Genomic DNA, 13923 nt, shown 5'->3' with positions numbered 1-13923 from the left:
GCTCTCTTCGAGAAACAAGCGAGCTGTACGATGAGATATTGGTGAAATCGTTCGTCCTCTTCATAGGACTGTCGGCTTCTGCACATCAATGAGACATATAGACCTCAGTGGAACTTGTAAAAATATGCTCAATGGCTGTCGTTTGCTGGAATCCTTGATAGCTTTGTACATGGATACCTTCTGCACACAACCATCAGCATCTGAAGGCGGTTTTTCCGCAGATCCATCGGGAACATTGACTGGACAACTATCGGGCGGCAAAGCCTGATACACGGTCGAGGAAACATGATTTAGCTTCCAACCTATCGGAGAAGCGGAGAAGACGTGCGCACGTCATGCAAAGAAAACGGGTGTGTTTTCGCACATCCAACAGACGGACTGGAACGACTCACGTGCGAAATCTGTCAGCAGGCCCGCAACCCCGTGCTGGCCTGCTGACAGATTCATCAAGGGATGAGCAGCGCTTTACCGATGGTCCGGCGCGCCTCCAGGGCGGCGTGAGCCTCGGCGGCGCGCTCCAGAGGAAAGGTTTGGCCGATGACAGCGGTCAGTCGCCCGGCAGCCGCCTCGGCCAGCACGAAATCGACGTTGGCGCGCATCACCTGCTCCTGCTCCATCATCGCCATCGCGATTCCCAGGGCGCCAATCACGGTGACGCCTCGCCTCGCTAGAGCCAGGGTCTCTATCGTGATGCCATCTCCAGAGGAGGCTCCATAAATGCCTATGCGGCCGTGGCCATTGGCCGTTGCTTCAAAGGCCTGGCGCCCGATGGTTCCTCCAACCGAATCCAGCACGACGTCGGCGCCCTTGCCTTCCGTGACCTCGCGCACCTGCTCGACCCAATTGTCCTCGCTGTAATCGATGGCCGCGTCAGCTCCCAGCCGAGAGACCGCATCGAGCTTCGCCTTTCCTCGCGCCGCACCAATTACTGTGCTCGCGCCCGCCGCCTTCGCCAGTTGGATGAGCAGCGAGCCGACGCTGCCCGCCGCCGCGGTGATCAGCACCGTATCACCCGCTTTAATGTCCATCGCTTTTCGTAGGCAGACGGCTGTTTGTCCGGCCAGAAACACGCCCATTGCCTGCTCAACTGATAGTCCTGCTGGAATGGGGAAAACATTGGAAGTATCGACGGCTATCTGCTCGGCGTAGCCGCCGCCAGCCATGCTGCGCGCCACGACGAGCTCTCCCAATAGGGACTGATCGACATTCGGCCCAGCTTTAATTACCCGACCACCAACCTCCCAACCGGGTACAAACGGAAGCGGGTATGGGTACTTCCCGGCACGTATAAGGGTCTCTCCGAAGCCGACGCCCGTTGCTTCAATCGCGATAACGACCTGTCCTGGTCCTGCCTGTGGCTCTTCTTGCTCTACAGGCGTCAATACTTCCGGTGGGCCAAATTGATGTACCTGTACAATACGCATGAGCAGTCCCCTTACTATTCAATACTGTGTCCCTCAGGCTGCCACACCCCAGGAAAAAGAGAAAGATGAGGAGTGGCAGCCTGAAACTTTGGCTCTGCAGAACAGCAGATTGACGAGAGTATCAATTCGTGACACAATGGTCGCTACATGACGATCTGTCTATGAAAAGTGTAGTCTGATAGGCAGCGAGAAACAAGAATCAATCGAGGGGATTTGTCTTAGCTGAGACAAGGAGCGCAAAATGACTCAGAACTCCGGCGATTTACGCACGAGGCGCACACGCAAGCTCCTGCGGGACGCCCTGCTTGAGTTGATTGAGGAGCGTGGTTTCGACGCGATCACCGTGGGAGAGATTGCCGAACGCGCCATGGTGAGCCGGGCCGCGTTCTACCGCTACTATCAGGATAAGTACGACCTGGTCGAGCAGATCTTTGACGAGGCCATGCAGGCTCTGGTGAACGATGTCGGTCATCGTTCACACGATTCGCTCAGTGACTTCGATCCGTCAAACGCACCCACACCGCAGCGCTGGGTGAGGCTCTTCGAGCATTTCACGGAATATGAGCGGATGTACCGCGTGCTGCTCAGCGGGAAAGGAAGTCCCTGGTTTGCGCAGAAAATGCGTGCTTCTCTGGCCGAGATAAGACGCGAACACGAGCAAGTGCCAGCCTCGAATGCCAATGGGAAGCGAGCGATCTCCAGTCACCCAAATGTCGCTGGACTGGTGCCCGCGCTTGTTGACGCGCTGCTCATTGATACCGTCACGTGGTGGCTAGAGCAGAACAGGCCGTATTCGCCGGAGCAGATCGCAATGTACTGCTGGCGGCTGATCATTGCGCTGCTCAAGGAGGCAAGTACGTGGGAATGATTCCGCGTTGCTCGCCTCCTGTTCCTTTTTCTCGGGGGCCGCTTGAGGTGACGTTATTGGGCTTTAGCCCGCCGCAAGCCACGGGGATTCATCCCGTGGTTAGGCGTTTGCGGCTTTAGCCCTTGCCCTTCCGTTTTTTCTGTACGCGAAAAGAATTGATCAGCAGTACATTGAGAACTGAATAGTGTATGGGTTCCATAGCGAAGGGCTATGGGTAAAAACGCTACCGTGTTAGCCAAAGACCACGGCTACTTGCTAAAGAGAGCAATTGCAACGTGTAGGCATTTCAATCAACGTACAAAAGTATCAGGGGATAATCGATTGCTCCCCTGTAGTTGGTCGAATGGCACGACCCACGGATAGCAGCAATGCTATGCGCGTAGCTCGCAAGGAGAAAATGTACTTGCGAGAAGCCACTGGTCTTTAGACCATGTGGAGTGTCACAACAATCATCTGTGTTTAGAAGTCACATGGCCTAAAGGTGAAAGTGTCTCTTAGATGAAGAGTGCTTTGGTCGTTTTTTTAGCATACCTATGGCGCGCCTCAGCGGAAAGGAGTAGAGCCGGGGGATGGAAATGGCACCAAGCTTACGGAGCAGCGACGCTGCGCCCAAGGGAGTGTCGGCCTTGTGTCGCACTCCCTCATTCAATATGCTCTCTTTCAACTGAATCCTTGTCGCTCGCTTGGGCATGGGGCTCCTTGCTGCTTCCGAGCTTCGATGCCAGCGTTTCGCCCGGCCAACCATGAACAGGTCAGGCTAGAACCGATAGAGCAAAAGTCGGTTCAGCCTCCGTAGGGCGGGGATGGGGTCCAGCACCCGGGCGAGCGCGCGCATCGCCCAAGGCAGCTTGGCGTACCCTGGCAGGTCGGGTACCCTCATCTCTGTGACGAGTTCGAGTCTCGGCTCCAGGTGCCCGAGGTCCTGGGGGTCATCGATCCCCCAGCGGAAGGATGCGCCCGTCGCTCCGAAGCTCGGGTCGGCTTTTGCCACCCTCGTCCCCCATCGGCTCATCGCATCGAAGGCCATGTGCCCACTCGGGAAATGGTCGGTCAATCGGTTGAGGAGCTGCTTCACGTCGTGCTCTGCCAGGTACATCATCACCCCCTCGGCAACGATCATCGCAGGGCGATCTGTCGGTACCTCGTCCAAAAAGCCGGGGTCCGTCACCGACGAACCAATCATGAAGTAGTCGGCACGCTCGGGGTAGAGGCGTCGGCGGACCTCGATGACTTCGGGGTAGTCCACATCAAACCAGCGCACGGAGGCGTTTGGATTGAGCCGGAAGACGCGGCTGTCCAGACCGCAGCCCAGATGCAGCACTGTCGCGTCAGGGGTCTCGGCCAGATACTGGGAGGTCCACAGATCAAACTGTTTGGCCCTGTTCGCTATGAAGAGTGTCTCCATCTTACGCAGCTTGAGTCTGCCGAAATCGTAGTCGATGCGACGGATCGCCTCCTCGGCTGCCTCGTCCCGCAGCACTGGGTCCTGCGAGCGACTTTCCAGGGCCCTGCTATACAGGGTGATGAGGGACGTCTCTTTCTCCTTCGTCAGGTAAACTTTTTCGGCTTCCATCAGGTTCTCTTCCTTTCGTCTCTGGTCGTTCCAGTACGTTGGCCGGACTTTGTCCAGGATCCCTTCCCTGCTACCTTTCTCATACCCAAACGTGTGCAAGACACGCCTGAGCGGTCAGTTGTTCCTGCTTCACAGCCAGTTGCCATGGCACGAGGACCTTTGGATCAGCCCCTCGTTTCGGTCTCACATTGGCTCCACAGGCGCTTTTACGTCGTCGGTCGTAGCCACTGCCCAGGACGGCCAACTTTACGCATGAAGTTGGCGAAGCTGTTCAGTTGCAAACCACAACACATTCAAGGCGGCATTGAGATCTCGGTCCATGACCAGGCCACACTGCTGACACTGATAGGTCCGATGTTTCAGCGGCATGCGCTTTTTGACATGCCCACAGCACGAACAGCGGATGCCGCGAGGGAAACCAGCGAGAGACAATGAACAGGTCTCCCCCGGCGTTGGCCACTTTGGTCTTGAGGAACTGCAACAGTTGCCCCATCGCGGAATCGGCCACCGATCTCGCGAGCTTGCGGTTGGCCATCATCCCCAGGATATTGAGGTCTTCGATGCAAATTACCCCGCACGTCCTCGCCAGTTCCGTCGTGAACTTGTGCTGGATGTCCGCCCTGATGGTGGCAATCTGAGCATGTTTGCATGCCACTTTGAGCCGTTGCTTCTCATAGTTTTTGCTGAAGACGGTTTGCCTGGTTTCAGGATCTTTCGTCTTTTGTTTCTTGCTGAGTTTTCGTTGCAGCTTGCCGAGCCTCTTGAGATGGAGTGCGAACGGCCTTTGGTTCTCAAGCCGTCGTCCATCCGAAACTATAGCAGTTTGCTTGATACCTACATCCACTCCTACCACAGCTGCAGGAGTCGGAGGACGCTCGCGCTTGATCTCGACCTGGATACTCACGTACCAGTGTCCTGCTTCACAAGAGACGCTTGCCCCCAGGATCTTGACCCGCTCACACACCACGTGTTTGCGCTTGTTCCGCAGGCTTTGAGCACCTTTGCCGATCCCATCGTTGCAGCGTCTTCACGGAAACGTGAATTCTCTTGCCAAAGTCTCTCGGCGTGTACATATACATGTCTTACACACTTTTGCGTTTTTTGTCGAGTGCTAGCCATTGTCTCCTTTGCGAGAAGTATACGCTAAACTTTCACTCCTCCGCAAAAGTGGGGGAATCTCATTTTGGAAAGATTGGTTGCGAGAATGAAGGATTATCCTACGACGAACGAAGAGGATCTCAATCGCTGGACGACCTTGCTTGAAGAGTTATTACTACGTATTGCCGAAGCAGCCCAGAACTATCAGAAGCAGTACTATTTCGGCGGTGGGATCGCGGTCGACCTCAATTTCGGAGGCTTTACACGTCCTCATCCCGACCTGGACTTTTATCCGAGGGAAGAAGATACAGCGTGGTGGCAAGAGCGGTTCCGCTCGCAAGGATATATTGTATCCAAAGATACAGATATGGAGCCCTTGCGTAACGCTTTCTCGGTAATCAATGAAGCCAACGATTATTTTGCTGATGTCTATCCGATTGCTGTGGGGGCGGACGGTGAAATCTCGATGGCCGTGTATGCAGGGACGGAAAGTGTCTGGGACGGCACGTTTACTATCCGGGGCGATCGGGCTGTATGGGAAGGAAAGTCATGGAACACGATCAGAAGTGTCCACTATAAAGGGCAAACCGTCTGGATTGAGCACTACCGCACCGTCTTAATGCAGAAAGAGGCCTACATTCACCTTCATGGCGGCGCTCTTTCTGAAAAGCATCTGCATGATTTTCGCCGAGCAGGGATCAGACCAGAAGTTTCACATTTTGTTCCACACCGGAAAAAACTCAAGAACGGCAATCTTCATTTGAGCATATGATTGCCGTTCTTGGGTTTTTTCTTGATATCTCATATTTGTGTATAAGTGGCAGGGCTAAAAGCGCAGGGGTCTTCTAGCGCGAATAAGATAGCCTGACATCGCCAATCGCGGATCAGGTCTCTTCCCTTCGCCTGGGAAGCAGACCGTGCTCGATAGCAATGGCGACCGCCGCGGCCCGCGAATCGACGTTCAGTTTGGTGTAGATGCTGTTCAGATAGGACTCGACCGTGCGACGTGTAATCCCCAGGCGAGCACCAACCTCTTTACCCCGCTCTCCAGATGCGATCCCGGCCAACACCTCCCGCTCACGTGCCGTCAGATGGAAGTCGCTGTTCTCGTGTGCAGCTGATGGAGCTGATCTCTTCTGCGTCGCATGATCCAGAATGCGTTTCATCAGCTCCGGCTGCTGCAGCATATCGCCACGGGCAGCGCTCTCAATCGCTTGCAAAACCGTCTCAAGACTGCTTTCTTTCAGTAAGTAGCCACGAACGCCCGCTTGAAGGCTACGCAGCATCAAATCGTCTTCATCGTAGGTGGTCAGCACGATGATGGCGATGTGGGGCCACTGGACACGTATCCGCTCAATGGCTTCCAACCCGTCCATAACAGGCATACGCAAATCCATCAAGACCACATCGGGCTCAAGTGAGCTGATCAGGTGAAGCGCGGCGCTTCCATCAGCGGCTTCGCCTACCAAGTCAATCCCTTCTTCCATGCCAAGCATCAAGCGCAGGCCAGTACGGACAATCGGGTGATCGTCGGCGATGACCACGCGGATCTTCTCAGACATAGGTTTGCTCCTCGACGCTCGGAGAGGTTTGACTCGCTTCTGTGCGAGATGGGACTGGAGCGCCTGATGTGGCGAGAGGGATACGGAACTCAAGTGTCGTTCCTTTTCCATCTGAACTGCTCACCGACAGGGTCCCCTCTACCAGGTTGGCTCGCTCTTTCAGCCCCAGCAATCCATAATGACCGCTGTAGAGAGCCTGGTTGTCAGGATCAAAGCCCCGACCATCGTCTTGCACCACGATCGAGAGCCACGTCTCCACGACCCTTGCTTCTACGCTCACCCGCCGGGCCTGCGCATGGCGTGCCACATTGCTTAACCCTTCGCCGATGACGCGCAGGACATGTTCGCAAGCGTGAGTAGGCGTATGGATCAGGTCGTCCAGGTGGGCGTGGCACACGATGCCAGTCGTCTGGAAAAAATGCGCGATCTCTCCCTGAACCGACTCGACGAACTGATCCACACGAGGGGTTCTGGAACGCAGATTCGTAATGGCATGACGCGCATCCTGCAGGGTTGTGCGCGCATAGGAGAGCGCCTGGCTGAGTACCTGTTGTGCCTCCTGATAGTTCTTGCGATTTATCTGGGCGGAGGTGACCTCCAATTGCATGATCATCCCGGCTATTCCCTGGGCCAGGGTATCATGCAGTTCTCGTGCTATGCGCTGGCGTTCGGTCAGCAAGGTCAGCGTTTCAATTTGTCTGGACGAGGCAGCGAGCCTGCTATACGCTCCTTGTAATTCCAGATGAGCCTGTTCGAGTTGTATTTGAGCGCTCGATTGCTGCGTGTAGAGCATCAGGTATCCGAGCACGAAAAAGACAATCGTCGTCAAATCGGAGAAGCTCCAGAAGCTGAGCCAGAGCGCCGCCAGGTGCATCCCAAGGGGAACGCCGTAAGGGATGTTTATGCTGAGCGAGACAAAAAACAGCAGCAGGTAGCAGGTGCCAATCAGGAGCGCCGGGACAGCGCGTTTGAACATGGCTACTGCGCACAGCGTCAGCACCAGGTAGCAATTCAGCGCGAGATTTGGCTGCTCACCCCCCCCACTGCATTGCCACGACGAGCAGCCCCTGCAACAAGAAATACAGCCAGAAGAACCGGGGCTGCACCAGGCCAGAAAGCCCTCTCCAGAGCAAGAAGCTATAAAGCGCCACAAGCAGCAAGAAGATGGGGATGGATGAGAGGGGCAATGTGGGCTTCATGACAACGCCACTTTGCAATTGCGTAAGAGGAGACACGTCCTTGAAATCTGCAGGAGGGGGAGAAAGCGCCACAAAGTACACGCCACTGTGGATCGTCTGCGGCGCACCACTGCCGATTTCCAGGCCATTGCGTCGTCGTCGAGAAGAAATAACTGTTCATAGTCGCTTAGTATATCTACAGTCATTCAGGCACCTCAAGTATACCTCATACCTGGCACGAGGCAGAGGGAGGTGTTTGCGGGCACGCCCGCCCGCAAACACCCTTTTTTATCAGACCGCAGCGTAAAACTCCTGCCTTGAGGGACGGGATATTGATTCCTAAAAACTCGTGTCATTTTGCTGTGCGAGTAGCGCCGAGGCAACAACCTTCTCTTATGCGCTGCCCGCTGGAGCAGTTGTAACCTTCACGTGGCACGGCGGAGATATAGGCCATAGGCTTCTAGCGATTTTTTTTCTGTGCAGCACGCATCGCAGCCTCTTGCGCCTGTTTTGATAGCTCTCGTCGTCGCACGTTAGCGTCTAAAGCCTGGACCTCATTAACCAGCGCCGCATTCGAGGCTGTATCCAGGGCTTTCTTTGACGATTTTTTGATAGCCTCACGTGTGGCGGTGATGGAGCCATATTTATGTGGATGAGCTTCTTCAGCAGCGTCGTACATCGCGCTCAGTTCAGTTAGCATCCACTTCAAGTGAGTTCCATACGCCAGTTCATCATCTGGGGTCATGGCAACTACTAACGTAACAATGGCAGGCCATCCTGGCAATGGTTCTAATATATTATTGTCAATGTTCTTAAAAATAGACCGGAGATTAGAAACCCACTGACGATTTGTACGACATTTCTGTCCCAACATCTCAGTCGTGATGCCTTTCTCCTTAGATGCTTTAAACATGTGGAGTATTTCTTCGGCTAGCTTTTGCACCTCAATTGGAACATGTTGCTCTCGCTCTTTTGGCAATATTATTCTCCTGTTATTGACATCCTCCCCATGGCTAAAGCCAGGGGATTCCTAGAGTCGCCTCTAGGGTTTCCTGCTTCGCTGAGTCTTGCCAGAACGAGACGAAACCCGTCCTGGTCTTATGGACTCTCCACAGGCGAGGACCGTGAGCCCCACGGTCACAATATTCTTGGCAGCGTTGATATCGCGGTCATGATGGATACCACATTCAGGACAATCCCATTGGCGGATATCAAGCGGTAAGGAGGTGAGAATATGACCACACTCGAAACACCGTTTACTGGAGGGATACCACTTGTCGATCTTGACAAGGTTTCGACCATACCAGTCTGCCTTGTATTCGAGCTGAGACACAAACTCACTCCATCCCACATCGCTGATCGCTTTGCTCAGGGTTGGGTGCTTGACCATATTTTTGACCTGCAAACTCTCCACGCACATCGTTTGGTTTTCACGAATCAGGCGGGTAGAGAGCTTGTGCAGGAAGTCACGGCGACGATCAGCGATACAAGCATGAATGCGTGCGACCTTGAGACGCGCCTTGTCTCGATTTTTCGAGCCCTTTTTCTTCTTGGCATGGCGGCGTTGAGCTTTCGCCAGTTTCTTTTCGTCCTTGTGAAAGAATCTGGGATTGCCTACCACTTCACCCGTCGAGAGAACCACAAAGGACTTCAAGCCAAGATCAGCACCAATCGCCTTCTCATTGCAAGGCAGATGGGCAATTTCCTCTTCCACAAGGAGACTGATGAAGTAGCGATCAGCGCAATCTTTGGTGATAGTGACGCTTGAAGGAATGGCCTCGTTTGGCAGAGGACGCGACCACACGATCTGGAGAGGCTCGCTCATCTTGGCAAGCGTAAGAGAGCCATTGCGCCAGGTGAAAGCATTGGCTGTATACGTGGCGGATTGGGTATTTCGCTTTTTGTGGAAGGTCGGGTATTTGGCACGTCCTTCAAAGAAGTTGAGAAACGCTTTGTCCAGGTGGCGAAGAGCCTGCTGCAAGGGCACACTGGAAACCTCGTTCAACCAGTGCGTCTCTTCTTGCTTTTTCAAGTCAGTTAACAGGATACTTAACTCTTTGTAATAGAGTCGCTGATGGTCGTTGTAATAGGCATCGGTTTTCTTGCGCAATGCCCAGTTATAGACGAAGCGACAGCATCCAAAGGTTTGAGCAAGGATCTGCTGTTGTTCTGGCGTGGGATACACGCGGTACTTGAAAGCGCGTTTCTGTTTCATAGGTTACATTATAGCAGTTACGGCGTAAAAATGCAACAATTTGCACTGCCCTATCCACCCCAAGAAAGGAGCGCGCCATTCATCCCCATGTTTGCGCAACAGGGGTCTTCTGGCGCGGTTAGATAAAATTTTGAAATCTATATCTACATGTTACACAACGTAGAATTGTTTATAACACATTCCTCTCATTTGCATCACAAAATACTAAATGAGGAAGAAATATTAGAAAAAGCTTGACAAGTACCTCATTTATCCCTATTATTTACCTGTAATGTAAGGATTCCTTACATTACAGGTGCGCGCATCACGTCTGTAGTGAACTACCGCTGAGCTGAAGACGCAGCGGCTTCTTCGGAAGTCACTGAAAACTTGGTTCTGTAGCTTCTTCGGAAGTCTGAGTTCACCAGACTCAGCCCCAGAAATGGGCGCTACGTTCGAATAGGTCATGACACCTGCGGTTGACGCATCAGGCCGCTGCTCTGTCGCTGAGAGTTAAGTAGGCTTGAGGGAAGGGCCGGTGCTCTCAGCAGAAAAAGCCTTTTGAACCTTGTCGAGATGAAGTCGAATTCCCTTCGTGGTTATAGCGAAGGGATACGCACCACCTGCCTTCGGGCAGAGTTTTTGAGTCAATGGATCGTCTCTTGCTCAAAAGAACAAGAGGCGGTCCGGCGATTCATCCACGAGGCTGAAGACCTCGTGGATGAATCGCCACGCCTATATAAAGTTAAATACCATTTTGGTAACGTATAAATTGTAACGCATTTTTTAGAAAATAGAAACATTGTGCGCTCGTAGAGAAGGACAAACGGATGAATGGACATGCTAGTAGTACACATTGCAGATAGAAATGATGCCAGAATGTGCTTTCTATCTCGTCTAAGGCCAACGATAACAGTTGTACTATGATTGTTCAGGAGAGATGCGCGATGAAGCAGAAGCCGGAAACTTACATGCTCGTATTCCAACGATCCATGACCTTCCGTAATATTTGTGGTGACCTCACCTTTGTTTCGTCAGGCGAAATAGTGCCTGGCGTTGAACTGCTCCAAGAGATTCCGGCTATGTCTGGGTCACCTGCCATATATGAGTTGGCTATGACGTTGGACGGAGAACACAAGGTGCTGATAGTACTGAAGAGCCTGGTGATCTTGTGCCGAGAACAAAGCCCAAAATCTTCTGCAAACAAAACAAAAACAACTCATGCGCATGCTGGATGACATGAATATCTTAAAAAACTAGGCGGCGAGTGAGTAAGGGTTTTCTTGTTTTAGCACTCAATGCTACTGATGCTGAATTAATGCCCACATTCCGCACTTGATTAAGAAGGTGTGCAGAAAGCCGAAAACTAGCCGATAGAAAAGAGAAAGGAGAGAAAAAAGCCGAGCAAAGCTATCGAAAGGAGCGGGATGATGGGAAAGTACTCACTCTCTGCGGATGCCGTATCCATCAGATGTAACAGACGAAGAATGGGAGATTCTGGAGCCGTTGATTCCAGGAGAGAAGCCAGGCGGACGTCCGCAGGAAATTGCGCGGCGGGAAATCCTCAATGGCATCTTGTATGTGCTGCGGAGTGCGTGTGCCTGGCGCATGATGCCCCATGATTTGCCGCATTGGAGCACGGTGTATCTCTATTTCCGCCTGTGGAAACAGGCAGGCGTCTGGGAACACGTGAATGCAGCCCTGCGACGTGATCTGCGCGTAAGCCTTGGGCGCGATCCTGAACCGAGTGCCGCCATTCTCGATAGTCAATCGATCAAAACGAGTTCGGTGCGCGGTGATGAGCGCGGGTTTGATGGCGGGAAAAAAAATCCACGGCAGAAAACGGTTTGTGCTGGTTGACACCCAGGGGCTGGTGATCGCGGTGAAAGTGCTGAACGCTCACATCGATGAGCGGGAAGGAGGCAAGGTTCTGCTTCTGCCTCTGAAAGGAGCGCTGCCTCGTCTCCAGCTGATCTGGGTCGATAGCGGGTATGCAGGCCACCACGCGAGAGCAGTGGGTCAAAGAGCACCTGGGGGTACGTGTGGAGGTGGTGAATCATCCCTGGACCGGCATTCGCGCCGTCTGGGTGAAAGAAGGGGAGGAAGTCGACTGGAATGCGATCATTCCCCCAGGTTTCCACCTCCTTCCCCACCGATGGGTAGTGGAACGCACCAATGCCTGGATCACCCAGAACCGTCGGCTCTCCCGCGATTATGAGGGCACCTATTCGAGTAGCGAGGCATTGATCTCTCTCGCGATGAGTAAACTGATGGTGGCCAGGCTGGCTCGCGCCGCTCCCTAACTGGTGTCATTCTGCACACCTTCTAAGGGACTCTCAAATAATTAATTATCCCTGCCAACAGGCAGAGAATACATGATATCTACGAACCATTTCTCCAGGGAAGGCCATCGCTGGAGGTGGGTTTCCACCACTTGCATAGCTTCCTTCGTCAGCTTCACCCCGGTCTGATAGGTAGTCGTTACCAATTCGACCATCGGATGGTTCCCTTTCCAGGTCATCGTTTTGGCAAATTGGATGACGGCATCCACCGAATCGAGCAAGGACCCATTCCAGTGCTGTTCTAAAATGCCCCAACAGCGCTCAGGGCTTTCCAATTCTAAAAAACGGAACACCGATCCGTGAGGAACAATTGGGAAGCCCTGGGTGTGGGTGACTTTTTCTTGACAGGAGCAGGAACCAAAGTTGCCACTGGTGCAATAGCCAGGACTGTGGCAATCGTGTCAGAGTGCGCCAGCACTCTCAGCGGCTAAGGGCCATTAAGAAAGTGGAAGGCATCAGTAAAATTGCCCACGTATCGACACATAAATCTGCTTTATGGATAGAGGGGAACGCGATTAATCCCGGTAGTTTCCTCAAGACCGAGCATCAAATTGATATTCTGAAGCGCTGTTCCCGCTTGACCTTTGAGCAGGTTGTCGATGGATGAAATAATCACCAGTCGATTGTTCGCCTGATCCACGAAGAGCGAGATGTCGCAAAGATTGCTGCCGCGCACAGCTTTGGGCCCCGGTGCGACTCCTGGAGGAAGCACGCGTACAAATGGTTCATGGGAGTAAGACTCATGATAGAGTTCCTGGATTTTTTCCAGTGAGATTTCCCGGTTCAACTGTCCAAAAATGGCGCATTCAATGCCACGCGATGTAGGAATCTGATGAGGCACAAAGGTTATTCCAACCGGAGAACCACTGACGTGTGTCAATACACCCTCTGCCTCTGTGCCGTGCTGGTGATTTGCTACCCGGTAGGGCAGGACATTTTCACTCTGTTCAGAGAAATGGTTCACGGTCGATGGTTTTTTGCCTCCACCGGATGTTCCCGTTTTGCCATCGACGATGATCGATTGAGGATTGAGAATGCCAGAGCGCAGAGCCGGAGCCAGTGCGAGCTCTATCGCAATGGCGAAGCAGCCGGGGTTGCCGACCAGGGAGGCATTTTGAATCTTCTCGCGGAATAGCTCAGGTACGCCATAAACGCTCTGTTTCAAAAGTTCAGGAGCCTGGTGAGGTTTCCCACCCATTCCAGGTTTGCGAGCAGCGTAGCGATCGTAGACAGCGAGATCTGAAAAACGGAAATCGCCGGAGTAGTCAATGACTTTGATGCCGCGCTGGATGAGGGAGGCAGCGTAGTTCATTGCCACACGGTCGGGTGTGGCGAAGACGACGAGATCGGCATTCTCTCCTATCCGTTCATCCTGGACCTCTCCGACAATGTGATCACAGAAGCCGGTGAGATGGGGAAAGATTTTACTCAACTGCATTCCCGTATCTGTTTTAGCAAGCAGTGAGGTGAGTTCGATATTTGGATGGCGCATCAATTGTTCAATAAGTCCTAGACCGCCATAGCCGGTTGCTCCAACAATTTGTATGCGATAGAGATTTTGTTGCAATGAATATTCCTCCCGTAGGAAATAGTCTTCCAGCCGCTATTCAGCCAGATGAGAAGGCGTTCTCTGATAGCTGAGTAGGTGATGATAGCTATGCATATTGTACGCTCATTGCGTCTT

The 13923-nt window shown here is 53.1% G+C and carries 11 protein-coding genes and 4 pseudogenes; 5 read left to right on the top strand and 10 right to left on the bottom strand.

What is annotated here, in order from left to right:
• Positions 1-446 precede the first annotated feature (446 nt).
• Positions 447-1424: a zinc-binding dehydrogenase gene (locus KRAC_RS56570; protein WP_007922547.1), complete on the bottom strand. Its 978-nt coding sequence runs from the start codon at positions 1422-1424 to the stop codon at positions 447-449.
• A 241-nt stretch (positions 1425-1665) separates the two neighbouring features.
• Between KRAC_RS56570 and KRAC_RS56565 the strand changes: the two genes are divergently transcribed.
• Positions 1666-2292, top strand: a complete 627-nt coding sequence (locus tag KRAC_RS56565) for a TetR/AcrR family transcriptional regulator (protein WP_007922546.1) — start codon at positions 1666-1668, stop codon at positions 2290-2292.
• Positions 2293-3049: 757 nt separating this feature from the next.
• Here the strand turns inward: KRAC_RS56565 and KRAC_RS56555 are convergent.
• Positions 3050-3865, bottom strand: a complete 816-nt coding sequence (locus tag KRAC_RS56555) for a class I SAM-dependent methyltransferase (protein WP_007922544.1) — start codon at positions 3863-3865, stop codon at positions 3050-3052.
• 246 nt (positions 3866-4111) lie between these two features.
• A pseudogene (locus KRAC_RS79125) lies at positions 4112-4850 on the bottom strand (RNA-guided endonuclease InsQ/TnpB family protein); the annotation flags it as partial.
• Between the two features lie 219 nt (positions 4851-5069).
• Here KRAC_RS79125 and KRAC_RS56545 point away from each other — a divergent pair.
• The gene (locus tag KRAC_RS56545) at positions 5070-5735 is read left to right on the top strand and encodes a nucleotidyltransferase domain-containing protein (protein WP_007922543.1); all 666 of its coding nucleotides are present in this window, start codon (positions 5070-5072) and stop codon (positions 5733-5735) included.
• Positions 5736-5847: 112 nt separating this feature from the next.
• Here the strand turns inward: KRAC_RS56545 and KRAC_RS56540 are convergent, their stop codons facing one another.
• The 5 genes from KRAC_RS56540 to KRAC_RS56525 all read right to left on the bottom strand — a co-directional run bounded on the left by KRAC_RS56540 (position 5848) and on the right by KRAC_RS56525 (position 9918).
• Complete coding sequence (locus KRAC_RS56540) at positions 5848-6525, bottom strand: response regulator transcription factor (RefSeq protein ID WP_007922542.1); 678 nt, start codon at positions 6523-6525, stop codon at positions 5848-5850.
• The gene (locus tag KRAC_RS64595; RefSeq protein WP_007922541.1) at positions 6518-7501 is read right to left on the bottom strand and encodes a sensor histidine kinase; all 984 of its coding nucleotides are present in this window, start codon (positions 7499-7501) and stop codon (positions 6518-6520) included. Before KRAC_RS64595 ends, KRAC_RS56540 begins: the two co-directional genes overlap by 8 nt.
• Before the next feature lie 55 nt (positions 7502-7556).
• Positions 7557-7724, bottom strand: coding sequence for a hypothetical protein (locus tag KRAC_RS77840; protein ID WP_007922540.1), 168 nt, complete (start codon positions 7722-7724; stop codon positions 7557-7559).
• A gap of 439 nt (positions 7725-8163) precedes the next feature.
• Positions 8164-8682 (bottom strand): hypothetical protein, encoded by a 519-nt coding sequence (locus KRAC_RS56530; RefSeq protein ID WP_007922535.1) that lies wholly within the window; start codon positions 8680-8682, stop codon positions 8164-8166.
• 63 nt (positions 8683-8745) lie between these two features.
• A complete protein-coding gene (locus KRAC_RS56525; protein WP_007922534.1) occupies positions 8746-9918 on the bottom strand; it encodes an RNA-guided endonuclease TnpB family protein in 1173 nt (390 codons plus the stop codon).
• 926 nt (positions 9919-10844) lie between these two features.
• On the opposite strand from KRAC_RS56525, the gene KRAC_RS56520 reads away from it, so the two are divergent.
• A complete protein-coding gene (locus tag KRAC_RS56520; protein ID WP_007922532.1) occupies positions 10845-11135 on the top strand; it encodes a hypothetical protein in 291 nt (96 codons plus the stop codon).
• A gap of 217 nt (positions 11136-11352) precedes the next feature.
• Positions 11353-12200: pseudogene (locus KRAC_RS70040) on the top strand (IS5 family transposase).
• A 41-nt stretch (positions 12201-12241) separates the two neighbouring features.
• Here KRAC_RS70040 and KRAC_RS56505 read toward each other — a convergent pair.
• Positions 12242-12502 (bottom strand): annotated as a pseudogene (locus KRAC_RS56505) (ISAzo13-like element transposase-related protein); the annotation flags it as partial.
• 83 nt (positions 12503-12585) lie between these two features.
• On the opposite strand from KRAC_RS56505, the pseudogene KRAC_RS80640 reads away from it, so the two are divergent.
• Positions 12586-12846: pseudogene (locus tag KRAC_RS80640) on the top strand (CGNR zinc finger domain-containing protein); the annotation flags it as partial.
• On the opposite strand, the gene argC reads toward KRAC_RS80640, so the two are convergent.
• On the bottom strand, positions 12733-13806 hold the full coding sequence (gene argC, locus KRAC_RS56500; protein ID WP_007922531.1) for an N-acetyl-gamma-glutamyl-phosphate reductase: 1074 nt from the start codon (positions 13804-13806) through the stop codon (positions 12733-12735). The pseudogene KRAC_RS80640 and the gene argC sit on opposite strands and share 114 nt — an antisense overlap.
• Positions 13807-13923: the final 117 nt, after the last annotated feature.

The organism is Ktedonobacter racemifer DSM 44963, assembly GCF_000178855.1.
Lineage (GTDB): Bacteria > Chloroflexota > Ktedonobacteria > Ktedonobacterales > Ktedonobacteraceae > Ktedonobacter > Ktedonobacter racemifer.
Note: the sequence above shows the minus strand (reverse complement) of the source record. Positions and strands in the feature narration are given on the sequence as shown.